The sequence below is a fragment of the Pseudomonas sp. G3-19 genome, assembly GCF_054855875.1.
This window is the reverse complement of sequence record NZ_JBMPIQ010000003.1, coordinates 416,816-441,837: the sequence shown is the minus strand read 5'-3', so window position 1 is coordinate 441,837 and position 25,022 is coordinate 416,816. Positions and strand designations below refer to the sequence as shown.

The 25,022-nt window shown below is 59.3% G+C and carries 22 protein-coding genes; 19 read left to right on the top strand and 3 right to left on the bottom strand.

Annotation, left to right across the window (positions count from 1 at the left end):
• Positions 1 to 74 precede the first annotated feature (74 nt).
• The 4 genes from trxB (at position 75) to infA (ending at position 2,873) form a co-directional block, all read left to right on the top strand.
• Entirely contained in the window at positions 75 to 1,034 is a 960-nt protein-coding gene (gene trxB / locus ACOYXI_RS02055; protein WP_461674217.1) for a thioredoxin-disulfide reductase, read from the top strand.
• A 62-nt stretch (positions 1,035 to 1,096) separates the two neighbouring features.
• The gene (gene aat, locus ACOYXI_RS02050) at positions 1,097 to 1,777 is read left to right on the top strand and encodes a leucyl/phenylalanyl-tRNA--protein transferase (RefSeq protein ID WP_047601673.1); all 681 of its coding nucleotides are present in this window, start codon (positions 1,097 to 1,099) and stop codon (positions 1,775 to 1,777) included.
• 57 nt (positions 1,778 to 1,834) lie between these two features.
• Positions 1,835 to 2,542 (top strand): arginyltransferase, encoded by a 708-nt coding sequence (locus ACOYXI_RS02045; RefSeq protein WP_027614671.1) that lies wholly within the window; start codon positions 1,835 to 1,837, stop codon positions 2,540 to 2,542.
• A 112-nt stretch (positions 2,543 to 2,654) separates the two neighbouring features.
• Entirely contained in the window at positions 2,655 to 2,873 is a 219-nt protein-coding gene (infA, locus tag ACOYXI_RS02040; protein ID WP_002553999.1) for a translation initiation factor IF-1, read from the top strand.
• 1,045 nt (positions 2,874 to 3,918) lie between these two features.
• On the opposite strand, the gene clpA is transcribed toward infA, so the two are convergent.
• Positions 3,919 to 6,189 carry an ATP-dependent Clp protease ATP-binding subunit ClpA gene (clpA, locus tag ACOYXI_RS02035; RefSeq protein ID WP_097088113.1) on the bottom strand — a complete coding sequence of 757 codons (2,271 nt, stop codon included), beginning with the start codon at positions 6,187 to 6,189 and terminating at the stop codon, positions 3,919 to 3,921.
• A gap of 30 nt (positions 6,190 to 6,219) precedes the next feature.
• Positions 6,220 to 6,603, bottom strand: coding sequence for an ATP-dependent Clp protease adapter ClpS (clpS, locus tag ACOYXI_RS02030; protein ID WP_027614670.1), 384 nt, complete (start codon positions 6,601 to 6,603; stop codon positions 6,220 to 6,222).
• Between the two features lie 224 nt (positions 6,604 to 6,827).
• Between clpS and ACOYXI_RS02025 the strand changes: the two genes are divergently transcribed.
• Positions 6,828 to 7,109 (top strand): cold shock domain-containing protein, encoded by a 282-nt coding sequence (locus ACOYXI_RS02025; RefSeq protein WP_098968501.1) that lies wholly within the window; start codon positions 6,828 to 6,830, stop codon positions 7,107 to 7,109.
• Positions 7,110 to 7,170: 61 nt separating this feature from the next.
• Here ACOYXI_RS02025 and icd read toward each other — a convergent pair whose 3' ends face one another.
• On the bottom strand, positions 7,171 to 8,427 hold the full coding sequence (gene icd / locus ACOYXI_RS02020; RefSeq protein ID WP_003223831.1) for an NADP-dependent isocitrate dehydrogenase: 1,257 nt from the start codon (positions 8,425 to 8,427) through the stop codon (positions 7,171 to 7,173).
• 481 nt (positions 8,428 to 8,908) lie between these two features.
• Between icd and ACOYXI_RS02015 the strand changes: the two genes are divergently transcribed.
• From ACOYXI_RS02015 to nuoF, 14 genes are all read left to right on the top strand, one after another.
• A complete protein-coding gene (locus ACOYXI_RS02015) occupies positions 8,909 to 11,134 on the top strand; it encodes an NADP-dependent isocitrate dehydrogenase (RefSeq protein WP_223008067.1) in 2,226 nt (741 codons plus the stop codon).
• Between the two features lie 198 nt (positions 11,135 to 11,332).
• Positions 11,333 to 11,779 carry an NUDIX hydrolase gene (locus ACOYXI_RS02010; RefSeq protein WP_007964846.1) on the top strand — a complete coding sequence of 149 codons (447 nt, stop codon included), beginning with the start codon at positions 11,333 to 11,335 and terminating at the stop codon, positions 11,777 to 11,779.
• 59 nt (positions 11,780 to 11,838) lie between these two features.
• Entirely contained in the window at positions 11,839 to 12,963 is a 1,125-nt protein-coding gene (mnmA, locus tag ACOYXI_RS02005; RefSeq protein WP_096795638.1) for a tRNA 2-thiouridine(34) synthase MnmA, read from the top strand.
• On the top strand, positions 12,960 to 13,583 hold the full coding sequence (hflD, locus tag ACOYXI_RS02000) for a high frequency lysogenization protein HflD (protein ID WP_003223824.1): 624 nt from the start codon (positions 12,960 to 12,962) through the stop codon (positions 13,581 to 13,583). The genes mnmA and hflD overlap by 4 nt, the downstream gene beginning before the upstream one ends.
• Positions 13,584 to 13,710: 127 nt before the next feature.
• Positions 13,711 to 15,081, top strand: a complete 1,371-nt coding sequence (gene purB / locus ACOYXI_RS01995) for an adenylosuccinate lyase (RefSeq protein ID WP_098968150.1) — start codon at positions 13,711 to 13,713, stop codon at positions 15,079 to 15,081.
• An 86-nt stretch (positions 15,082 to 15,167) separates the two neighbouring features.
• Positions 15,168 to 16,340 (top strand): ribosomal protein uL16 3-hydroxylase, encoded by a 1,173-nt coding sequence (locus tag ACOYXI_RS01990; RefSeq protein ID WP_461674216.1) that lies wholly within the window; start codon positions 15,168 to 15,170, stop codon positions 16,338 to 16,340.
• A complete protein-coding gene (locus ACOYXI_RS01985) occupies positions 16,333 to 16,758 on the top strand; it encodes a GNAT family N-acetyltransferase (RefSeq protein ID WP_210557669.1) in 426 nt (141 codons plus the stop codon). Before ACOYXI_RS01990 ends, ACOYXI_RS01985 begins: the two co-directional genes overlap by 8 nt.
• A 263-nt stretch (positions 16,759 to 17,021) precedes the next feature.
• Positions 17,022 to 17,759, top strand: a complete 738-nt coding sequence (locus tag ACOYXI_RS01980) for a secretin N-terminal domain-containing protein (RefSeq protein ID WP_134786003.1) — start codon at positions 17,022 to 17,024, stop codon at positions 17,757 to 17,759.
• 473 nt (positions 17,760 to 18,232) lie between these two features.
• Positions 18,233 to 19,558, top strand: coding sequence for an isocitrate lyase (gene aceA / locus ACOYXI_RS01975; RefSeq protein WP_003223815.1), 1,326 nt, complete (start codon positions 18,233 to 18,235; stop codon positions 19,556 to 19,558).
• A 640-nt stretch (positions 19,559 to 20,198) separates the two neighbouring features.
• Positions 20,199 to 20,612, top strand: coding sequence for an NADH-quinone oxidoreductase subunit A (locus tag ACOYXI_RS01970; RefSeq protein WP_003223812.1), 414 nt, complete (start codon positions 20,199 to 20,201; stop codon positions 20,610 to 20,612).
• Between the two features lie 10 nt (positions 20,613 to 20,622).
• Positions 20,623 to 21,297: a NuoB/complex I 20 kDa subunit family protein gene (locus ACOYXI_RS01965; protein ID WP_003223809.1), complete on the top strand. Its 675-nt coding sequence runs from the start codon at positions 20,623 to 20,625 to the stop codon at positions 21,295 to 21,297.
• A 69-nt stretch (positions 21,298 to 21,366) separates the two neighbouring features.
• Positions 21,367 to 23,151 carry an NADH-quinone oxidoreductase subunit C/D gene (gene nuoC / locus ACOYXI_RS01960; protein ID WP_027614664.1) on the top strand — a complete coding sequence of 595 codons (1,785 nt, stop codon included), beginning with the start codon at positions 21,367 to 21,369 and terminating at the stop codon, positions 23,149 to 23,151.
• A gap of 2 nt (positions 23,152 to 23,153) precedes the next feature.
• Complete coding sequence (gene nuoE, locus ACOYXI_RS01955) at positions 23,154 to 23,651, top strand: NADH-quinone oxidoreductase subunit NuoE (protein WP_003223804.1); 498 nt, start codon at positions 23,154 to 23,156, stop codon at positions 23,649 to 23,651.
• On the top strand, positions 23,648 to 25,003 hold the full coding sequence (gene nuoF, locus ACOYXI_RS01950) for an NADH-quinone oxidoreductase subunit NuoF (protein WP_041073222.1): 1,356 nt from the start codon (positions 23,648 to 23,650) through the stop codon (positions 25,001 to 25,003). The genes nuoE and nuoF overlap by 4 nt, the downstream gene beginning before the upstream one ends.
• Positions 25,004 to 25,022 lie beyond the last annotated feature (19 nt).

Below are 25,022 nucleotides of genomic sequence, written 5' to 3'. Positions count from 1 at the left end.
CCAAGCGCACAAATACTGCGTTTCAATTTGAGCATGCATTGTCTTTTGTGACAAAGGCTTATGAGGTGTATTTGATGAACGCAGCGAAGCATTCACGCCTGATCATTCTCGGCTCCGGCCCTGCCGGTTACAGCGCCGCCGTGTACGCCGCCCGTGCCAACCTCAAACCGGTGGTGATTACCGGACTGCAGGCCGGTGGTCAGCTCACCACCACCGTCGAAGTCGACAACTGGCCTGGCGACGTCGAAGGCCTGACCGGTCCGGTGCTGATGGAGCGCATGCAAAAACACGCCGAGCGCTTTGCCACAGAGATCGTTTACGACCACATCCACACCGCCAAGTTGCAGCAGCGCCCGTTCGAACTCATTGGCGACAGCGGCACTTACACCTGCGACGCGCTGATTATCGCCACCGGCGCTTCGGCGCAGTATCTGGGCCTGCCCTCGGAAGAAGCGTTCGCCGGCAAAGGGGTTTCGGCTTGCGCGACCTGTGACGGCTTCTTCTATCGCAATCAGGTGGTCGCCGTGGTGGGCGGCGGCAATACCGCTGTCGAGGAGGCGCTGTACCTGTCGAACATCGCCAGAGAGGTGCATTTGATCCATCGCCGCGACAAATTGCGCTCGGAGAAAATCCTTCAGGACAAACTGTTCGAAAAAGCCGCCAACGGCAACGTTCGCCTGCACTGGAACCAGAATCTGGATGAAGTGCTGGGCGACGCCAGCGGCGTGACCGGTGCACGCCTGCGTGACAGCCACACAGGCGAAACCCGCGAGTTGCCGCTGGCCGGCGTGTTCATCGCCATCGGCCACAAACCCAACACCGACCTGTTTCAGGGCCAATTACCAATGCGCGACGGCTACCTGCTGGTCAAGGGCGGCAGCGACGGCGACGCCACCTCCACGGAGATCCCCGGCGTCTTCGCTGCCGGCGATGTGGCCGACCACGTCTACCGCCAGGCCGTGACCTCGGCCGGCGCCGGCTGCATGGCGGCACTGGACGCGGAGAAGTATCTGGACGACATTCCTGTCATTTAACGGCACACTTTATCGCGGGCCTCGCGCCCGCACCGCCCTCCCCTTCTGCAAGCCTGGACGCCATGCTGACTTGGTTACAACGCAATTCCCTGACTTTCCCGCCCCTGGAAAAGGCCATGCGCGATCCCAATGGATTGCTGGCTGCCGGTGGCGATCTGTCCGCCGATCGGCTGGTGCAGGCTTACCGGCACGGCTGTTTTCCGTGGTTCTCCGAAGGCCAGCCGATCCTCTGGTGGTCACCGGATCCGCGCACCGTTCTGTTTCCCGACGAACTGCATGTCTCGCGCAGCCTCGGCAAATTGCTGCGCAAGCAACGCTACCAGGTGACCTTCGATCAGGATTTCGACGCAGTGATTCGCGCCTGCGCCGCGCCACGGGACTACGCCGACGGCACCTGGATCACCGAAGCGATGCAGGACGCCTACCTCGAACTGCACCGCCGCGGCTTCGCCCACTCAGTAGAGGTCTGGGATCAGGGCCAACTGGTCGGCGGCCTGTATGGCCTGGCGATGGGTCAGCTGTTTTTCGGCGAATCGATGTTCAGCCGCGCCGACAACGCCTCCAAATTCGGCTTTGCCACGCTGGTGCAGCATTTGAAAGACGCTGGATTCGTTCTGATTGACTGCCAGATGCCGACCGATCATCTGCACAGCCTCGGCGCCCGCGCGATCCCCCGCCACGAATTCGCCGACTATCTGGCTCGCCACCTGGATCAACCGAGTCGTGCCACCTGGGTTTGCTGAGCGACTTTTGCGCGCGTGGCTTACACTTAATTCACCAGCTTATCCCGAGGGTTGATCATGACCGAGTTGGCGCGCTTGAAGTTCTATGCCACTCAGCCTCATTCCTGCAGTTATCTGCCCGAGGAGCAGGCGACGACGCTGTTTCTCGATCCGAGTCAGCCCATGGATGTGCACGTCTACGCAGACCTGTCGGAAATGGGTTTTCGTCGCAGCGGCGATCATCTGTATCGGCCCCATTGCCAGAATTGCAATGCGTGCGTGCCTGCACGCATCCCGGTGGCGCAGTTCCTGCCCAACCGCCAGCAGAAACGCATTTTCAAACGCAATGCCGATCTGCAGGTACGCCCGGTAAAACCGCACTTCAGCGAAGAATATTTCGATCTGTATCAGCGCTATATCGAGCAACGACACGCCGACGGCGATATGTACCCGCCGAGCCGGGACCAGTTCTCGACCTTTCTGGTACGCGATCTGCCCTTCTCGCGCTTTTATGAATTTCGTCTCGACGGACGGTTACTCGCCGTCGCGGTGACCGATCTGCTGCCCAATGGCTTGTCAGCGGTCTATACCTTCTACGAACCTGACGAGGAACGCCGCAGCCTGGGGCGTTTCGCAATTCTGTGGCAAATCACCGAAAGCCAGCGCCTGGGGCTAGAGGCGGTGTATCTCGGTTACTGGATCAAGAACTGCAAAAAGATGAACTACAAGACCCAGTATCGCCCCATTGAATTGCTGATTAATCAGCGCTGGGTGATTCTTAACTGATCGCAAGCCGTAAACCCCTTGGCTTAAACCCCCTTTTTCGGGCACAATGCACGCCGCTTTTGCCTGGCGCAGTTGCACCGGGCCATTCATTGGACACCGAGGGCTTTACTGCATGTCGAAAGAAGACAGCTTCGAAATGGAAGGCACTGTCGTCGACACCCTGCCCAACACCATGTTTCGTGTGGAGTTGGAAAATGGGCACGTCGTAACCGCGCATATCTCCGGCAAGATGCGCAAGAACTACATTCGTATTCTTACCGGTGACAAAGTGCGCGTCGAGCTGACGCCCTATGACTTGAGCAAAGGGCGCATTACTTACCGCGCTCGTTAATCAAGTCAATACAAGACGCCCGGCTTTGCCGGGCGTTTTTGTTTGTCTGCGATTTGGGTTTGGGTTTGGGTTTGTGAGCATATCCGTTGCTGCGGTGGTTGCTGATTACGGTTCCGCCCTTACGGCGGGTCACTTTTTCCAAACGCCGAAAAAGTAACCAAAAAGGCTACCCCCGGCGTACGGCACTTCGCTGAGGCTCAGTGTTCCCTCGCTACGGTGCCCATCAGGGGGCATCGCCTCCGGTTTGCTTCGCTGCACCTCCTCTCGATGGATGCGGCTTCGCCGCATGGCGCTGCGCGCCCCCCCCCCTGATGGACACCTACGCTCGGCCTGCCGAAGGGGTTGAAGATCAAAAGCCACATCAAAAGCCAAAGCCAAAGCAGATCAAAAGATCACAGCCTTCGGCAGTTCCTACATGGGATTGGGTGTTTTCATTTGGAGTTTGGTCGGCTGGCAGGCCGCCTTCGCGAGCAAGCCCGCTCCCACAGTGGATTGGGGTAGGCAGTTGGAGATTGGTAGGCTGGTCGGCCGCCATCGCTGGCAGGCCAGCTCCCACATTTGGAATGAGTGTATTCAGTTAGAGATCGGTCGGCTCGTAGGCCGCCATCACCAGCAGGCTGGCTCCTACAGTTCAGAGTGCGTGCACCCCATGCGGCGAAGCCGCCCCACTCAACACGATGAGCGTTAGCTCGAGTACCGCTTTTGATCTCAGGGCCCGTCGGCAGGCTGAGTGGAGGGATTTATCCGGGGTGGGAGCGCAGCGACCGTTTGGCGCAGCCAAACACAGCGAGAGGAGGTGCAGCGAAGCAAACCGTAGGCGCTGCCCCCGGATGAATCCCGGAGCGAAGGAACCCGAGCCTAGGCGAGGGCCGAACGTCAGGGCATAGACCTTTTGGTTACTTTTGGGGCGTTTGCCAAAAGTGACCCGCCGTAAGGGCGGAACCCTAAGCAGCCATAACCGCAGCAACGGATATACACCCAAAAAAATCAGACAACAAAAAAGGCGCCCGAAGGCGCCTTTCGCTTTACAACAGACCAACAACCGTCAGGCCATCTCCGCCGTGGTTTCGAAGTCAAACGTCAACTCACCATCCTTGATGTCGATGTGCACCACACCGCCATGCTCGGCCAGCTCGCCAAACAGAATCTCCTCCGCCAGCGGACGCTTGATCTTGTCCTGGATCAGACGCGCCATCGGACGTGCGCCCATCGCCGAGTCATAACCACCGGCCGCCAGCCAACTGCGCGCCGCATCGGTAACCTCCAGCAACACACGCTTGTCCTCCAACTGCGCCTGCAGTTCGGTAAGGAACTTGTCCACCACGCTTTTGATGACCTCATGGCTGAGGCGACCAAACTGGATAATGGTGTCCAGACGGTTACGGAACTCCGGCGTGAAGCTCTTCTTGATCACTTCCATCGCATCAGACGAGTGGTCCTGATGGGTGAAACCGATCGAAGCACGCGCCGCGGTTTCGGCACCGGCGTTGGTGGTCATGATCACGATCACATTGCGGAAATCCGCCTTGCGCCCGTTGTTGTCGGTGAGCGTGCCGTGGTCCATCACCTGCAGCAGCAGGTTGAAGACTTCCGGATGCGCCTTCTCGATTTCATCGAGCAGCAATACGCAGTGCGGTTGCTTGGTGATCGCTTCGGTCAACAGACCGCCCTGATCAAAGCCGACATAGCCCGGAGGCGCACCGATCAGACGCGATACGGTGTGGCGCTCCATGTACTCGGACATGTCGAAGCGCACCAGTTCGATACCCAACGCCTTGGCCAGTTGCCGCGCGGCCTCGGTTTTACCGACACCGGTAGGACCTGCGAACAGGAACGAGCCGACTGGCTTGTCAGGCGACTTGAGCCCGGCACGGGACAGTTTGATCGCGGTCGACAGCGAATCGATCGCCGCATCCTGACCAAACACCGTCAGCTTCAGGTCGCGCTCCAGGTTACGCAGCAATTCCTTGTCGGAGCTGGTGACGTGTTTTGGCGGAATCCGCGCGATCTTCGCCACAATGTCTTCAACCTGCGGCACTTCGATGCGTTTGACGCGCATCTCGACCGGCTGCAGGCGCTGATAGGCACCCGCCTCGTCGATCACGTCGATGGCCTTGTCCGGCATATGCCGGTCATTGATGTAGCGCGATGCCAGCTCGGCAGCAGCGCGCAACGACTCATCGCTGTATTCGATGTTGTGGTGCTGTTCGAAACGCCCTTTCAGGCCGCGCAGGATACCGATGGTGTCTTCCACCGACGGCTCGACAACATCGACCTTCTGGAAGCGTCGTGCCAGCGCACGATCCTTCTCGAAGATGCCACGGAATTCCTGGAACGTGGTCGAGCCGATGCAGCGAATGTCGCCAGACGACAGCAGCGGCTTGAGCAGGTTCGAGGCATCCATCACGCCACCGGACGCAGCACCCGCACCGATGATGGTGTGAATCTCGTCGATGAACAGGATCGCCTGCGGACGTTTTTTCAGTTCATTGAGCAGCGCCTTGAAGCGCTTCTCGAAATCACCGCGATACTTGGTGCCTGCGAGCAGTGCACCGAGGTCGAGCGAATAGACGACGCTGTTGGCCAGCAGATCCGGCACCTGGTTGTCGACAATGCGCTTGGCCAGGCCTTCGGCAATCGCGGTTTTACCCACACCTGCCTCGCCGACCAGCAACGGATTGTTCTTGCGCCGACGCGCGAGAATCTGCGCGACACGCTCGACTTCCATCTCGCGGCCGACCAGCGGGTCGATCCGACCCTGGCGCGCGAGTTCGTTGAGATTGCTGGCATAAGCATCCAGCGGATTGCCTGAAGAAGAAGACTCACCGCCCTCGTCGTCCTGCATATCTTGTTCACCTTCAGAGTGATCGCCGTGCCCTGGCACTTTGGAAATGCCGTGGGCGATGTAATTGACGACATCAATGCGCGCAACGCTCTGCTGTTTCAGCAGGAATACGGCCTGACTCTCTTGCTCACTGAAGATTGCAACCAGCACGTTGGCGCCGGTTACTTCGCGTTTGCCCGAGCTCTGCACATGAAAGACAGCACGTTGCAGTACACGCTGGAAGCCCAGGGTTGGCTGGGTTTCGCGATCTTCGTCGTGGACGGGGATCAATGGCGTGGTGGAGTCGATGAACTCCTGCAGGTCGTGCTTGAGTTTGTCGAGGTTTGCGCCGCAGGCACGCAATACGGTGGCGGCAGCCTCATTGTCCAATAGGGCCAGCAGCAGGTGTTCGACGGTCATGAATTCATGACGCTTCGAACGAGCCTCCTTGAAGGCAAGATTGAGGGTGACTTCGAGCTCGCGGTTTAACATAGCTTCACCTCATACCCAAGTGGTCGGCGATTAACCGTCCTTCTCGATTTCACAGAGTAGCGGATGCTGGCTTTCCCTGGCGTACTGGTTGACCTGCATGGCCTTTGTCTCGGCGATGTCGCGGGTAAACACTCCACATACTGCCCGTCCTTCTGTGTGAACGGCCAGCATGACCTTGGTCGCCAGCTCGCGATTCAGGTTAAAAAACACCTCGAGCACTTCGACGACGAAATCCATCGGTGTGTAGTCATCGTTGAACAAAACCACCTTGTACATCGGCGGCGCCTGTAACGCAGGCTTTGCTTCCTGAACAGCAACGCCTGCCGAATCGTCGTCGTGCTCCTCTGGATGATCCTTTTGGAGAAGCGGGCGATCCTGATTGAATGTTAGTCGAATCTGGCTGATTGCATGCATGGAAAGAAAGGTTCGTCAGTTGTGCAAATACAGTGGTGGGGGCGGCTGTACACCTTTTCAACTCCGACTGCCCGGTCACCTTGACTATCGGGAAAACGGTGTTACAACCAATAGAGCCCACAGTGGGTAAAAAAGATCCGCGGAGTCAATCCTTTTAACGGATTAGATTGCGGATGTCCTGGATGATACTCCAGCGATGGAGTCTGTTGCAGAGGGATTTGAGCATGGCTGTCGGCAAGGTCAAGTGGTTCAACAATGCCAAGGGATTCGGCTTCATCAACACCGATGCCCGGGAAGGACGTGACGAGGACGGCAAAGAGGTCGATTTCTTTGCCCACTACTCGGCCATTGAGATGGACGGGTATAAAACTCTCAAGGCCGGGCAGATCGTCAGTTTCGACATCGTCCAGGGGCCCAAAGGCCTGCACGCGGTAAAGATCAAAGCGGCAACCGTGGCAGGCGAAGCGGCTATGCATGCCCCTCATACAGAAACGGTATCAGGCTGACTCAACCGTCACCCAGTCATGAAAAAACCGCCCGAAGGCGGTTTTTTTGTACCTGCACGATTTACATGTGCTTGATGATCGCCTCACCAAAGCCCGAAGAAGACACCAGCGTGGCGCCTTCCATCAGACGTTCGAAGTCATAGGTCACGGTCTTGGCCTTGATGGCGCCGTTAGTGCCCTTGATGATGAGATCCGCTGCTTCGGTCCAGCCCAGATGACGCAACATCATCTCGGCCGACAGAATCACCGAACCCGGGTTGACCTGGTCCTTGCCGGCGTACTTCGGCGCGGTACCGTGGGTCGCCTCGAACATGGCCACGGTGTCGGACAGGTTGGCGCCCGGCGCGATACCGATACCGCCCACTTCCGCCGCCAGGGCGTCGGAGAGGTAGTCACCGTTGAGGTTCAGCGTGGCGATTACGTCGTACTCGGCTGGACGCAGCAGGATCTGCTGAAGCATGGCGTCGGCGATGGCGTCCTTGACGATGACTTCACGGCCGGTTTTCGGGTTCTTGAATTTCATCCATGGGCCGCCATCGAGCAGCTCGGCGCCGAATTCTTCCTTCGCCACCTCGTAGCCCCAGTCCTTGAAGGCACCTTCGGTGAATTTCATGATGTTGCCCTTGTGCACGATGGTCAGCGACTTGCGGTCGTTGTCCACCACGTATTGCAGGGCCTTGCGCACCAGACGTTTGGTGCCTTCCTTGGAAACAGGCTTGATGCCGATACCGCAATCCTGGTCGAAACGGATCTTGGTGACGCCCATTTCTTCTTTCAGAAACTTGATGACCTTGGTGGCCTCAGGGGAGCCGGCCTTCCATTCGATACCGGCATAAATGTCTTCCGAGTTCTCGCGGAAAATCACCATGTCGACGTCGCCAGGCTTTTTCACCGGGCTCGGCACACCTTCGAACCACACTACGGGACGCAGGCAGACATAAAGGTCGAGTTGCTGGCGCAGGGCCACGTTGAGGGAGCGGATGCCACCACCGACCGGGGTGGTCAGCGGGCCCTTGATAGAGACCACGTAATCCTTGACGGCGTCCAGGGTTTCCTGGGGCAGCCAGGTGTCCTGGTCATAGACTTGAGTCGCTTTTTCGCCAGCATAAACCTCCATCCAGGAAATCTTGCGCTTGCCCCCGTAGGCCTTGGCCACGGCAGCATCAACCACTTTGATCATCACCGGACTGACGTCGACGCCAATGCCGTCACCTTCGATGAAGGGGATGATCGGGTTATCAGGAACATTGAGAGAATGGTCTGCATTGACGGTGATTTTGTCGCCGACGGCTGGAACCTGAATCTTCTTGTAACCCATGCTGAACTCCATTGTTTGGATTGAACATCTGGCTTGGTTCGAGCGTAACCCAGTTAAATCAACACGCAAACCCTCTGTTCACGGCGCGGGCACATCTGGTTTCGTACAAGCCTGAAAGCAAAGGGAAAAGCGCCAAACTCAAGCATTCGCAGCGACTCTACGCCCCACCCGCCCCTGCGACCTTTAGACCAATGGACGAGAATCGTTGCATATGAACCATCGGCAGATTGCCAGCTACCTATGTATAATGCCGCCCGCTGACCAAAGGGTCACGACGGCTGGCCTCTCTAGCACGAGACTTTCCGCCTGATTGGTCGGGTTGTTACCGCAGTCCGACTGCTTGACGCTCTACTGATGCACCCAACATCACCGCGAAGAATCTCGACATTCGGTTCATGGATGACTTTGAACGAACGCGCTTACCCGGCGCCCCTCGAGTTTCTGCGCACGCTTTAGCAAAGAAGAGAGAGTTAATCCGAATATGCCCACCCGCTCGAAGATCATCTATACCTTCACCGACGAAGCTCCAGCCCTCGCCACCTATTCCCTGCTGCCGATCATCGAGGCTTACACCGCCTCGGCCGATATCGCCGTGGAAACCCGCGATATCTCTCTTGCAGCACGCATCCTGGCCAGCTTCCCCGAGCAACTGGGCGACAAAGCCGTAGCCGACCACCTCGCCGAACTGGGCGACCTGGCCGTTACGCCTGAAGCCAACATCATCAAGCTGCCGAACATCAGTGCTTCGGTGCCTCAGCTGCAAGCGGCGATCAAAGAGCTGCAAGCCCAGGGTTACAACCTGCCGGACTACCCGGAAACCGTGACCAACGACGCCGAAAAAGAAGCCAAGGCGCGTTACGACAAGGTCAAGGGCAGCGCCGTGAACCCGGTTCTGCGTGAAGGCAACTCCGACCGCCGCGCTCCGCTGTCGGTAAAAAACTACGCCCGCAAGCACCCGCACAAAATGGGCGCCTGGGCCAAAGACTCCAAATCCCACGTCGCTCACATGAGCACCGGCGATTTCTACGGCAGCGAAAAAGCTGCCCTGATCGACGCCGCTGACGCTGTGAAAATCGAGCTGATCGCCAAAGACGGCACCGCAACCGTCCTGAAAGAAAAAACCAGCGTTCAGGCTGGCGAGATCCTCGACTGCGCCGTGATGAGCAAAAACGCCCTGCGCGCGTTCATCGCCGCTGAAATCGACAGCGCCAAGGCGCAAGGCGTACTGCTCTCGGTGCACCTGAAAGCGACCATGATGAAGGTCTCCGACCCGATCATGTTCGGCCAGATCGTTGCCGAGTTCTATAAAGACGCCCTGACCAAGCACGCTGACGTGCTGGCCCAGATCGGCTTCAACCTGAACAACGGCATCGGTGATCTGTACGCGCGCATCAAGGCCCTGCCGGCCGAGCAGCAAGCACAGATCGAAGCTGACATCGCGGCGGTCTACGCTGCTCGCCCATCGCTGGCGATGGTCAACTCCGACAAGGGCATCACCAACCTGCACGTGCCGAGCGACGTCATCGTCGACGCCTCGATGCCAGCAATGATCCGTGACTCCGGCAAGATGTGGGGCACCGACGGTCAGCTACACGACACCAAGGCAGTGATCCCGGATCGTTGCTACGCAACCATCTACCAGGCTGTGATCGAAGATTGCAAAGCCAATGGCGCGTTCGATCCGACCACCATGGGCAGCGTGCCAAACGTTGGCCTGATGGCGAAGAAAGCCGAAGAGTACGGCTCGCACGACAAGACCTTCCAGATCAAGGCTGACGGCGTGGTTCGCGTCACCGACAGCAAGGGCAACCTGCTGATGGAACAGACTGTCGAAGCCGGCGACATCTTCCGCATGTGCCAGACCAAAGATGCGCCGATCCAGGACTGGGTCAAACTGGCTGTCAACCGTGCTCGCGCCAGCAGCACCCCGGCGATCTTCTGGCTGGACCCGATGCGCGCCCACGACGGCGTAGTGATCGAGAAGGTTCAGGCTTACCTGAAGGATCACGACACCACTGGTCTGGATATCCAGATCATGGCGCCGGTCGATGCCATGAAGTACACCCTGCAGCGCACCCGCGAAGGCAAGGACACCATCTCGGTGACCGGCAACGTACTGCGCGACTACCTGACCGACCTGTTCCCGATCATGGAACTGGGCACCAGCGCCAAGATGCTGTCGATCGTGCCGCTGATGAACGGCGGTGGCCTGTTCGAAACCGGCGCCGGCGGTTCGGCGCCGAAGCACGTGCAGCAACTGGTTGAAGAGAACTTCCTGCGCTGGGATTCGCTGGGCGAATTCCTGGCTCTGGCAGCCTCCCTCGAGCATTTGGGTGTGAACTACAACAACCCGAAAGCGCTGGTTCTGTCGAAAACCCTGGATCAGGCCACCGGTCAGTTCCTCGACAACAACAAGTCGCCATCGCGCAAGGTCGGCAACATCGACAACCGCGGCAGCCACTTCTACCTGGCGCTGTACTGGGCTCAGGCCCTGGCCGCCCAGACCGAAGACACTGCACTGCAAGCGCAGTTCGCGACCCTGGCCAAAACCCTGACCGAGAACGAGGCGACCATCGTTGCCGAGCTCAACGCTGTGCAGGGCAAGCCAGTGGACATCGGCGGTTACTACCACGCCGATGCCGAGCTGATCAGCAAGGCCATGCGCCCAAGCGCAACCTTCAACGCGGCGATTGCTGCGCTGGTTTAAGGTTGTAATGCTGCAAAAGAAGCCCCGGCCCAGTGCCGGGGTTTCTGTTTCCAAATACAACACGAAACCCCTGTGGGAGCGGGCTTGCTCGCGAATGCGGTTTATCATTCAACATCGTCATTGACTGACCCACCGCTTTCGCGAGCAAGCTCGCTCCCACAGGGGATTGGGGTTTAACCAATAGATTGAGGAAGATTTATGGAATGGCTCCCCCACATCACCGTCGCCACCATCGTCGAAGACAACGGCCGTTTCCTGATGGTCGAAGAGCACAAAGCAGGGCGTAATGTGCTCAACCAGCCCGCCGGCCACCTGGATCCGAACGAGACCCTGATCGACGCCGCCATCCGCGAAACCCTTGAGGAAACCGGCTGGGACGTCGAACCCACCGGCGTGATCGGCATTTATCTGTATACCGCGCCGAGCAACGGCGTGACGTATCAACGCGTGTGCTTCAGCGCCAAAGCGGTGAAACATCACCCGGACTATCAACTCGACGACGGCATCGTCGGCGCCAAGTGGTTGACCCGTAGCGAATTAATCGCTCAGCGCGACAACTGGCGCAGCGAGCTGATCATCCGCTGCATCGACGACTATCTGGCCGGTCATCACTTCAGTCTCGAACTGATCCGCCCTTCTCTTTAGCCTTGAGGCCGTGAGCCTGCTAGAATCGCGTCCTTTTTCAAGACACTCATTGAATCCCTATGCGTGATCCAGCCCCTTCTGACACATCCAAGAAGCGCGTCATTGTCGGCATGTCCGGCGGCGTGGACTCTTCCGTTTCCGCTCTCCTGCTGATCGAGCAGGGTTACGAGGTGGAAGGCCTGTTCATGAAGAACTGGGAAGAAGACGACGGAACGGAATACTGCACCGCCATGGACGACCTGGCGGATGCCCAGGCCGTGTGCGACAAGATCGGCATCAAGCTGCACACCGCCAACTTCGCCGCCGAGTACTGGGACAACGTGTTCGAGCACTTCCTGGCCGAATACAAGGCCGGTCGCACGCCGAACCCGGACATCCTGTGCAACCGCGAGATCAAGTTCAAGGCGTTCCTCGACTACGCCATGATGCTTGGCGCCGACCTGATCGCCACCGGCCACTACGTGCGCCGTCGCGACATCGATGGTCGTACCGAACTGCTCAAGGGCCTCGATCCGAACAAGGACCAGAGCTACTTCCTGCACGCTGTCGGCGGCGAACAGATCGCCAAGACCCTGTTCCCGGTCGGTGAACTGGAAAAGCCCGAAGTGCGCGCCATTGCCGAGAAATACGAGCTGGCGACCGCCAAGAAGAAGGATTCCACCGGGATCTGCTTCATCGGCGAGCGACGTTTCAGCGACTTCCTCAAGCAATACCTGCCGGCACAACCGGGCGAGATCAAGACCACCGAAGGCGAAGTCATCGGCCGTCACCACGGCTTGATGTACCACACCATCGGTCAGCGTCAGGGCCTGGGCATTGGCGGCCTGAAAGATGCCGGCGACGAGCCGTGGTACGTGCTGCGCAAGGATCTGGACAGCAACGAGCTGATCGTCGGCCAGGGCAACAACCATCCGTGGCTGTTCTCCAGCGCCCTGCTCGCTTCGGAAATCTACTGGGTCAATCCGATCGACCTGAGCCAGCCGCTGCGCCTGACCGCCAAAGTGCGTTATCGCCAGAGTGATCAGGCTTGCACCCTGGAAAAAACCGAAAACGGCTACCGCGCCGTGTTCGACGAACCGCAACGCGCGGTAACCCCGGGTCAGTCCGTGGTGTTCTATGACGGTGAAATCTGCCTCGGTGGCGGCGTGATCGAAGTTGCCGAGCCGTGGAGCGGCCAGGCATGAGCCCGACTCAGGAGCAACTGACGGCGCTGGGCGGCGTGTTTCTCGCCGCGGTGCTGGTCGACCGCATCGCCAAGACCGGCCAGACCAGCGAGGCCGGCCTGAGCTGCATGCTCGGCAGCCTGCTGGTACGCGACCCGAAGGACACACTGGACGTGTACGGTGGCGACGACCTCAATCTGCGCGAGGGTTATCGCGCATTGATCGGCGCTCTCGAGCGCGACCCGAGCACCCTGCAACGCGAACCGCTGCGCTATGCCCTGTCGATGCTCGGCCTGGAACGCCAACTGGCCAAACGTGACGACATGCTCGACACCATTGGCAAACGCCTGCCGCAGATCCAGTCGCAGGTCGAACACTTCGGCCCGGCCCACGAAAACGTGATCGCCGCCTGCGGTGCGCTGTATCAGGACACCCTGAGCACGCTGCGCCAGCGGATTCAGGTGCATGGCGACATGCGCAACCTGCAGCAACCGAGCAACGCCTCGAAGATCCGCGCCCTGCTGCTGGCCGGCATCCGTTCGGCACGCCTGTGGCGGCAGCTCGGCGGCCACCGCTGGCAGTTGGTGATCAGCCGGCGCAAGCTGCTCAAAGAGCTGTATCCGTTGATGCGCAGCGAGTAAATCGTCGCGCAATAAAAGTTTTGTAGTCTGTAGCGCGTAATACGCCGGTCAGTTGGCAACGGACCGGCGGATTTTTTCATGTATGATACGCGCCCCATTTCGTTGCCCGACTGTCCGAGAACACCCCATGCAGCTCTCTTCGCTCACTGCGGTTTCCCCTGTTGACGGCCGCTACGCCGGCAAAACCCAGGCCCTGCGCCCGATTTTCAGCGAGTACGGCCTGATCCGTGCCCGCGTCCTGGTTGAAGTGCGCTGGCTCCAGCGCCTGGCCGCCCACGCCGGTATCCCGGAAGTGCCAGCCTTCTCCGCCGAGGCCAACGCCGTTCTCAATGAACTGGCTGAAAACTTCTCGCTGGAGCACGCCGAGCGCGTCAAAGAGATCGAGCGCACCACCAACCACGACGTCAAGGCGATCGAATACCTGCTCAAGGAGCAGGCGGCCAAGCTACCGGAGCTGGCCAAGGTCAGCGAGTTCATCCACTTTGCCTGCACCAGTGAAGACATCAACAACCTGTCCCACGCCCTGATGCTGCGCGAAGGCCGTGACGACGTGATGCTGCCGCTGATGCGCCAGACTGCCAACGCCATCCGCGAACTGGCGATCCGTTTCGCCGACGTGCCGATGCTGTCGCGCACCCACGGCCAACCGGCCTCCCCGACTACTCTGGGTAAAGAGCTGGCGAACGTGGTTTACCGTCTCGAGCGTCAGATCGCTCAAGTCGCTGCCGTGCCGCTGCTGGGCAAGATCAATGGCGCAGTAGGCAACTACAACGCGCACCTGTCGGCCTACCCGCAGATCGACTGGGAAGCCAACGCCCGCGCCTTCATCGAAGACGAGCTGGGCCTGGGCTTCAACCCGTACACCACGCAGATCGAGCCGCACGACTACATCGCCGAGCTGTTCGACGCGATCGCGCGCTTCAACACCATCCTGATCGACTTCGACCGTGACATCTGGGGCTACATTTCCCTGGGTTATTTCAAGCAGCGCACCATCGCTGGCGAAATCGGTTCGTCGACCATGCCGCACAAGGTCAACCCGATCGACTTCGAAAACTCCGAAGGCAACCTGGGCATCGCCAATGCACTGTTCCAGCACCTGGCGAGCAAACTGCCAATTTCCCGCTGGCAGCGCGACCTGACCGACTCCACCGTACTGCGCAACCTCGGTGTGGGCTTCGCTCACAGCGTGATCGCCTACGAAGCCAGCCTCAAAGGCATCAGCAAGCTTGAGCTGAACGCTGACAAGATCGCTGCCGATCTGGACGCTTGCTGGGAAGTATTGGCCGAGCCGATCCAGACCGTGATGCGCCGCTACAACATCGAAAACCCGTACGAAAAGCTCAAAGAACTGACCCGCGGCAAGGGCATCAGCCCGCAAGCGCTGCAGACTTTCATCGACGGCCTGGACATGCCAGCCGAAGCGAAAGCCGAGCTGAAACAGCTGACCCCGGCCAACTACATCGGTAACGCTGTAGCGCAAGCCAAACGCATCTGATTCACCGCTTGACCCGTTTGAGACGCCCGGCCGCGCCGGGCGTTTTTATTCCCGTCTGAAAAATGCTTTTTTTCAATAGGTTACACATGAATCCTGATACTCCTCTTCAACTTCTGGGCGGTCTCACGGCGCGCGAATTCATGCGCGATTACTGGCAGAAAAAGCCGCTGCTGATCCGTCAGGCCATCCCTGACTTCGAAAGCCCGATCGACGCCGACGAGCTGGCCGGCCTGGCCCTGGAAGAAGAGGTCGAGTCGCGCCTGGTGATCGAGCACGGCGAGCGCCCGTGGGAGCTGCGTCGCGGCCCGTTCGCCGAAGACGAATTCAGCAAGCTGCCGGAAAAAGAGTGGACCCTGCTCGTTCAGGCCGTTGACCAATTCGTCCCGGAAGTCAGCGAACTGCTGGAAAACTTCCGCTTCCTGCCGAGCTGGCGCGTCGATGACGTGATGATCAGCTTCGCCGCCCCAGGTGGCAGCGTCGGTCCGCACTTCGACAATTACGACGTATTCCTGCTGCAAGGCCACGGCAAGCGCAACTGGAAAATCGGCCAGATGTGCGACTCCGAGAGCCCGCTGCTGCAACACGCGGATCTGCGCATCCTCGCCGAATTCCACGAGACCGAAGAGTGGGTGCTGGAACCGGGCGACATGCTCTACCTGCCGCCGCGCCTGGCTCACTGCGGTGTCGCCGTGGACAACTGCATGACCTACTCGGTTGGTTTCCGTGCGCCAAGCGCCTCGGAAGTGCTGACCCACTTCACCGACTTCCTCAGCCAGTTCCTGACTGACGAAGAACGCTACACCGACGCCGATGCGAAGCCGGTCAGCGATGATCCACATCAGATCCAGCACGATGCACTCGGCCGCCTGAAAAGCCTGCTCGCCGAACACATGAGTGACGAGCGCCTGCTGCTGACGTGGTTCGGCCAGTACATGACCGAGCCACGCTACCCGGAACTGGTGGTCGGCCCGGAAGACGTTGAAGAAGACGACTTCCTCAACGCCCTGCAAGACGGCGCCGTGCTGATCCGCAACCCGAGCGCGCGCCTGGCCTGGTCGGAAGTCGATGACGATCTGCTGCTGTTCGCCAGCGGCCAGAGCCGTTACCTGCCGGGCAAGCTGCGCGAGCTGCTGAAGATGATCTGCGCCGCCGAGGCGCTGCACGTCGACAACCTCGGCGAGTGGCTGAACGACGAAGACGGTCGCGGCCTGCTGTGCGAGCTGGTCAAACAGGGCAGCCTGGGATTTGCCGATGAATAAGATTCGCGTACGTGTCGCAGACTGGCAAAAGGACAACGCCGAGATCCGGCGCATTCGTGAAACGGTGTTCATCGCCGAACAATCGGTCCCACCCGAGCTGGAATGGGACGCCGATGACGCGACCGCCGTGCATTTTCTGGCGTTCGAAGGCGACTTTCCGATCGGCACCGCCCGCCTGCTGCCCGACGGGCACATTGGTCGGGTTTCGGTGTTGAAGGACTGGCGCGGCATGAAGGTAGGCGATGCGCTGATGCAAGCGGTCATCGCCGAAGCCGAAGCCCGCGGCCTGAAAGAGCAGATGCTCAGTGCGCAGGTACAGGCCACGGCGTTCTATGAGCGTCTGGGCTTCAGACTGGTCAGCGAGGAATTCCTCGAAGCCGGGATTCCGCATGTCGATATGGTTCGCCATTCGGCTTGAGCGGCAGAGATCTTGTGATCTTTGGAGATCCTGTGGTGAGGGGATTTATCCCCGATGGACTGCGAAGCAGGCCCAAGGTTTTTTGGGGCCGCTCCGCGCCCCATCGGGGATAAATCCCCTCACTACAAAGGCTCTTGAGCACCCTCTCAAAACGCCCTGCCATTTTCGGATGCCGGGGCGTTTTGCTGTCTACGATTCAACTTGCCCCACCCCGAGCCGACAAACTGGCAATATCAAGCCTTTCGAAAGCGGAGATAACGGACATGTCCCTACGCACCCTGCTCACCACCCTGCTGCTCGGTTGCAGTTTTTCGGTGATGGCAGCCACAGAAATCGTGCCTCTCAACTACCGCACCAGCGCCGACATGTTGCCGATGGCGCAAGACTTTATCGGCAAGGATGGCCAGGTCAGCGCCTATGGCAACCAACTGATCATCAAGGCCGAGCCGGACAAGATTCAGGAACTCAAAGCGCTGATCACCCAGCTTGACACTGCGCCCAAGCGCCTGCTGATCACGGTCGACACCAACGAAAACAACCAGCAGAACACTGGCGACCAACAGACCCGGATCATCAACTACAGCACCGCCAGCCGTGACGGCGGCATCCAGCAGATTCAGGCCAGCGAGGGCGCGCCGGCGCTGATCCAGGTCGGCCAAAGTGTGCCGATCACCAGCAGCCAGACCAACTCCTACGGCGACTACAGTAGCCAGACCCAATACCGCAACGTCACTCAAGGCTTCTACGTCACCGCCAGCGTCACCGGCGACATCGTTCACCTGGCAATCAGTACCAACCGTGACCGCATGAGCCAGGAACGTCCCGATGTAGTGAACGTGCAAAGTACCGACACAACGGTCAGCGGACGCCTGGGCGAATGGATCACCCTCGCCGGCGTAAATCGCCAGACTCAGGCCGACAAACAGGGCCTGACCCGCAGCTACTCGACTCAAGGCCGAGATGACATGACTTTACGGGTCAAAGTCGACGCCCTGGACTAAAGCACCGAAAACTGACTGATTAGTCGTATTAGACGAAAGATGTAGTGCTTGAAAAAAAGCACTACAAAACGTTTGACGGGTTAAAAAAGCGAAGGCATGATGGCCTCGCTCCCGCTAATCAGAGGCCCTGGCAAGGGCCTTCGAAGCGATGTTCGCACCTACCCCGCGAACCGCTTCGTGTCTGTACCGCCCACAAGGTGTGTTTGACGAGGTTGCCGACTGGAACGAAGTTGTCCCGAGGGACGGAAGCGTAATTAGGTAACCCGGCTTCACGCTGTAGACCGTATAAAGGCCCACGACGCCCGAATGCGCCCGCAGTCCGCCACTACCTGCTCACTTCCCCTCGAGCCCATCGTTCATCCCGTCGCCTCCCCCGCCGAATCCGACTTGACCACCTAAGCTTCTGGTCAGCGAGCGCAGGAATTTTCCACCGCAGAACAACTTTTCATAAAGACGCGACGAGGTTTATCTCCATGGCACTGACACGCGAACAGCAAATTGCAGCCCTTGAAAAAGACTGGGCTGAAAACCCGCGCTGGAAAGGCGTGACTCGCACTTATTCCGCTGCTGACGTCGTCCGTCTGCGTGGCTCGGTTCAACCTGAGCACACCTTTGCGAAAATGGGCGCCGAGAAGCTGTGGAACCTGGTGACCCAGGGTGCCAAGCCGTCCTTCCGCCCAGAGAAAGATTTCGTCAACTGCATGGGCGCCCTGACCGGTGGCCAGGCTGTTCAGCAGGTCAAGGCCGGTATCCAGGCGATCTACCTGTCGGGCTGGCAAGTGGCTGCGGACAACAACTCCGCAGAATCGATGTACCCGGACCAGTCGCTGTACCCGGTGGACTCGGTGCCAACCGTGGTCAAGCGCATCAACAACTCGTTCCGTCGTGCCGACCAGATCCAGTGGAAAGCCGGCAAGAATCCGGGCGACGAAGGCTACATCGACTACTTCGCACCAATCGTGGCTGACGCTGAAGCCGGTTTCGGCGGCGTGCTGAACGCCTACGAGCTGATGAAGAGCATGATCGAAGCAGGCGCCGCCGGCGTTCACTTCGAAGACCAACTGGCTTCCGTGAAAAAATGCGGCCACATGGGCGGCAAGGTACTGGTTCCTACTCAGGAAGCCGTACAGAAGCTGACCGCTGCTCGTCTGGCGGCTGACGTTGCCGGCACGCCGACCATCATCCTGGCGCGTACCGACGCCAACGCGGCTGACCTGCTGACTTCGGACTGCGATCCGTACGACCAGCCGTTCGTGACAGGCGAGCGTACTCAGGAAGGCTTCTACAAGGTACGTGCCGGTCTGGATCAGGCGATTGCCCGTGGCCTGGCCTACGCACCGTACGCCGACCTGATCTGGTGCGAAACCGCCAAACCGGATCTGGAAGAAGCCCGTCGCTTCGCTGAAGCGATCAAGAAGGAATACCCGGACCAACTGCTGTCGTACAACTGCTCGCCTTCCTTCAACTGGAAGAAAAACCTGGACGACGCGACCATCGCCAAGTTCCAGCGCGAACTGTCCGCCATGGGCTACAAGCACCAGTTCATCACCCTGGCCGGCATTCACAACATGTGGCACAGCATGTTCAACCTGGCGCACGACTACGCCCGCAACGACATGACTGCCTACGTGAAGCTGCAAGAGCAGGAATTCGCTGACGCCGCCAAGGGTTACACCTTCGTGGCTCACCAGCAGGAAGTGGGCACCGGCTACTTCGACGACATGACCACCGTGATTCAGGGTGGCTCGTCCTCGGTGACCGCGCTGACCGGTTCGACCGAAGAAGAACAGTTCCACTGATTCGGCTTCGCTGAGCAAACGGCCTTTGCGGATCGTATAGAAAGCTAACCGCAAAGCCGCAAGACTGACGCCCCGACTGGTTCGGGGCTTTTTTTTTTGCGCGCCTATTTCCCAACCCCCCCCCCCCTGTGGGAGCGGGCTTGCTCGCGAAAGCGAAGTGTCAGCTTGCACATGCGCGACTGACCCACCGCATTCGCGAGCAAGCCCGCTCCCACAGGTTTGACGCCCGCCGCGCGACAAAACATTGATCCAGACCAGTACTCAGGTCAGAAAAATCAGCTAAAACGGGCGCCACCGCTACTTGCAGTAACAGGCATATAAGACAACTTTCTGTTTACTGCGCCGCTAAACAGTTACAAAACCCCTGCAAACGATATCAATTATCATTTAGCCGCAACTATGTTCGTTACATTCCCTACAAAACATTATTTGCATAAACCCGGCTAATGCCCGCAACGCATGGGCTGCAGGGCATTGGAGGTACGCTATGTCCTTATTCCAATAAATAATTTCGCTATAGGAATTTTACTTGCCGGGTGTTTAGCCATAAAATCAGCGCGATTGATTGCTGCGACATATCGTCACTGCCTATTTCTTTATCAAGCTCAGAGACCTTTGCTCTCTGTTAAGGATTACCAGCATGCCCGAAGCGACAGGACTCATGGCCCACAACTGGGGCTTTGCCATTTTCCTTCTGGGTGTCGTCGGCCTGTGTGCCTTCATGCTTGGCGTCTCCAGCCTCCTCGGGTCAAAAGCCTGGGGCCGCAGCAAAAACGAACCGTTCGAGTCCGGCATGCTACCTACAGGTGGCGCCCGCTTGCGGCTCTCAGCCAAATTCTATCTGGTCGCGATGCTGTTCGTGATCTTCGATATCGAAGCCCTCTTTCTCTTTGCATGGTCTGTGTCCGTCCGCGAAAGCGGCTGGACCGGATTCGTCGAAGCTCTCGTTTTCATAGCAATTCTGTTGGCAGGTCTTGTCTACCTGTTCCGAGTGGGCGCCCTTGACTGGGCTCCGGAAGCTCGTCGCAAGCGGCAGGCGAAGCTGAAACAATGAGGCTTTGGCAATGCAATACAATCTCACCAGAATCGACCCCGATGCTCCTAACGAGCAGTATCCGATCGGCGAACGGGAAACCGTTTCCGATCCGTTAGAGGATCAAGTTCACAAAAACATTTTCATGGGCAAGCTCGAAGACGTGCTGAGTGGCGCGGTCAACTGGGGGCGTAAAAACTCCCTGTGGCCGTACAACTTCGGCCTTTCGTGCTGCTACGTGGAAATGACCACCGCCTTCACGGCGCCCCACGACATCGCGCGCTTTGGCGCCGAAGTTATCCGGGCATCACCGCGTCAGGCCGACTTCATGGTTATCGCCGGTACCTGCTTCATCAAGATGGCGCCGATCATTCAGCGTCTCTACGAGCAGATGCTCGAGCCTAAGTGGGTTATCTCCATGGGTTCGTGCGCCAACTCCGGTGGCATGTACGACATCTACTCCGTGGTTCAAGGGGTGGACAAGTTCCTGCCCGTGGACGTCTACGTACCTGGCTGCCCGCCTCGTCCAGAAGCTTTCCTTCAAGGCTTGATGCTGTTGCAGGAATCGATTGGACAGGAGCGTCGTCCGCTTTCCTGGGTCGTTGGCGACCAAGGCGTTTATCGCGCCGACATGCCTTCGCAAAAGGAACAGCGCCGCGAACAGCGAATCGCAGTCACCAATCTGCGCAGCCCTGACGAAGTCTGATCCAGTCTGTTTCAAAGAAACGAGAAGCTGGCTTCATTCTTTACGTTGACCGAAAGCGAAAAAATAACCATGACTACAGGCAGCGCTCTGTACATCCCGCCTTATAAGGCAGACGACCAGGATGTGGTCGTCGAATTGAACAACCGTTTTGGCGCCGAAGCGTTCACCGCTCAGTCGACCCGCACCGGCATGCCGGTGCTGTGGGTGGCGCGCGCCAGACTCGTCGAAGTCCTGACCTTCCTGCGTAACCTGCCCAAGCCGTACGTCATGCTCTATGACCTGCACGGCGTGGACGAGCGTCTGCGCACCAAGCGTCAAGGGCTGCCATCGGGCGCCGACTTCACCGTGTTCTATCACCTCATGTCGCTTGAGCGTAATAGTGACGTGATGATCAAAGTCGCCTTGTCCGAAAGCGACCTGAGCTTGCCGACCGTCACCAGCATCTGGCCGAACGCCAACTGGTACGAGCGTGAAGTCTGGGACATGTACGGCATCGACTTCAAAGGCCACCCGCACCTGTCGCGCATCATGATGCCGCCTACTTGGGAAGGTCACCCGCTGCGCAAGGACTTCCCGGCGCGCGCCACCGAATTCGATCCGTTCAGCCTCAACCTCGCCAAGCAGCAGCTTGAGGAAGAAGCCGCGCGCTTCCGTCCTGAAGACTGGGGCATGAAGCGCTCCGGGGCCAACGAGGACTACATGTTCCTCAACCTGGGCCCGAACCACCCTTCAGCTCACGGTGCGTTCCGCATCATTCTGCAACTCGACGGTGAAGAGATCGTCGACTGCGTACCGGACATCGGTTACCACCACCGTGGCGCCGAGAAGATGGCCGAGCGTCAGTCCTGGCACAGCTTCATCCCGTACACCGACCGTATCGACTACCTCGGCGGCGTGATGAACAACCTGCCGTACGTGCTCTCGGTCGAGAAGCTGGCCGGCATCAAGGTCCCGGAGAAGGTCGACGTCATCCGCATCATGATGGCCGAGTTCTTCCGGATCACCAGCCACCTGCTGTTCCTGGGGACCTACATCCAGGACGTCGGCGCCATGACCCCGGTGTTCTTCACCTTCACCGACCGCCAGAAGGCGTACACGGTGATCGAAGCCATTACCGGTTTCCGTCTGCACCCGGCCTGGTACCGCATCGGTGGCGTCGCCCACGACCTGCCGCGCGGCTGGGACAAACTGGTGAAAGACTTCGTTGAATGGCTGCCAAAGCGCCTCGACGAGTACACCAAGGCTGCCCTGCAGAACAGCATCCTCAAAGGTCGGACCATCGGCGTCGCCCAGTACAACACCAAAGAAGCCCTGGAATGGGGCGTCACCGGTGCCGGCCTGCGTTCGACCGGTTGCGACTTCGACCTGCGTAAAGCGCGTCCATACTCCGGCTACGAGAACTTCGAATTCGAAGTACCGCTGGCCGCCAATGGCGATGCCTACGATCGCTGCATGGTCCGTGTCGAAGAGATGCGCCAGAGCATCAAGATCATCGACCAGTGCATGCGCAACATGCCGGAAGGCCCGTACAAGGCGGATCACCCGCTGACCACGCCGCCGCCGAAAGAGCGCACGCTGCAGCACATCGAAACCCTGATCACGCACTTCCTGCAGGTTTCGTGGGGCCCGGTCATGCCGGCCAACGAATCCTTCCAGATGATCGAAGCGACCAAGGGCATCAACAGTTATTACCTGACGAGCGACGGCGGCACCATGAGCTACCGTACCCGGATCCGTACTCCGAGCTTCCCGCACCTGCAGCAGATCCCTTCGGTGATCAAAGGCAGCATGGTCGCGGACTTGATTGCGTACCTGGGTAGTATCGACTTCGTTATGGCCGACGTGGACCGCTAAGCATGAACAGCACGCTTATCCAGACAGACCGTTTCACCTTGAGTGAAACCGAGCGCTCGGCCATCGAGCACGAGCTGCATCACTACGAAGACCCGCGCGCGGCGTCGATCGAAGCCCTGAAGATCGTTCAGAAGGAACGCGGCTGGGTGCCGGATGGCGCCCTGTACGCGATCGGCGAGATCCTCGGCATCCCGGCCAGCGACGTTGAAGGCGTGGCGACGTTCTACAGCCAGATCTTCCGTCAGCCGGTCGGCCGTCACATCATTCGCGTCTGCGACAGCATGGTCTGCTACATCGGCGGCCACGAGTCGGTGGTCAGCGAAATCCAGAACAATCTGGGCATCGGCCTGGGTCAGACCACCGCCGACGGTCGTTTCACCCTGCTGCCTGTCTGCTGCCTCGGCAACTGCGACAAGGCACCGGCGTTGATGATCGACGACGACACCTTTGGCGACGTGCAGCCTGCCGGCGTGGCCAAACTGCTCGAGGGCTACGTATGACCCTGACATCTTTCGGTCCCGCCAACCGCATCAAGCGTTCGGCCGAGACTCACCCGCTGACCTGGCGTCTGCGTGACGACGGCGAAGCCGTGTGGCTCGACGAATACCAGGCCAAGAACGGTTACGCCGCTGCGCGCAAGGCCTTCGCCGACATGGCCCAGGACGACATCGTCCAGACCGTGAAAGACGCCGGCCTCAAAGGTCGCGGCGGTGCAGGCTTCCCCACTGGCGTGAAGTGGGGCCTGATGCCCAAGGACGAATCCATCAACATCCGCTACCTGCTGTGCAACGCGGATGAAATGGAGCCGAACACCTGGAAAGACCGCATGCTCATGGAGCAACTGCCCCATCTGCTGATCGAAGGCATGCTGATCAGTGCCCGCGCGCTGAAAACCTACCGTGGCTACATCTTCCTGCGTGGCGAGTACACCACCGCCGCCAAGCACTTGAATCGTGCCGTGGAAGAAGCCAAGGCTGCGGGCCTGCTGGGCAAGAACATTCTGGGCAGCGGTTTCGATTTCGAACTGTTCGTCCACACCGGCGCCGGGCGTTACATCTGCGGTGAAGAAACCGCACTGATCAACTCCCTCGAAGGCCGCCGCGCCAACCCGCGCTCCAAGCCGCCCTTCCCTGCCGCCGTCGGCGTGTGGGGCAAGCCGACCTGCGTGAACAACGTGGAAACCCTGTGCAACGTGCCGGCGATCATTGCCGACGGCGTTGACTGGTACAAATCGTTGGCCCGCGAAGGCAGCGAAGACATGGGCACCAAGCTCATGGGCTTCTCCGGCAAGGTCAAGAATCCGGGGCTGTGGGAGCTGCCATTCGGCGTCACCGGTCGCGAGCTGTTCGAAGACTACGCCGGCGGCATGCGCGACGGTTACAAGCTCAAGGCTTGGCAGCCAGGTGGCGCCGGTACCGGTTTCCTGTTGCCGGAACACCTCGACGCACAGATGTACGCCGGCGGCATCGCCAAAGTGGGCACCCGGATGGGTACCGGCCTGGCGATGGCGGTGGACGACAGCGTCAACATGGTCTCCTTGCTGCGCAACATGGAGCAGTTCTTCGCTCGCGAATCCTGCGGCTTCTGCACCCCGTGCCGTGATGGCCTGCCATGGAGCGTCAAGCTCTTGATGGCCATCGAAGAAGGCCGTGGTCAGCCAGGCGACATCGAGACCCTGCTGGGTCTGGTCGGCTTCCTCGGCCCAGGCAAGACCTTCTGTGCTCACGCACCGGGTGCCGTGGAGCCGTTGGGCAGTGCCATCAAATACTTCCGTCCAGAGTTCGAAGCCGGTATCGCGCCTGCAAGCGCCGCCGTCCCGCCTCTGGCAAGGCCGATCGTAATCGGCGCGTAAACGCTTAAAAAGGCGAAGG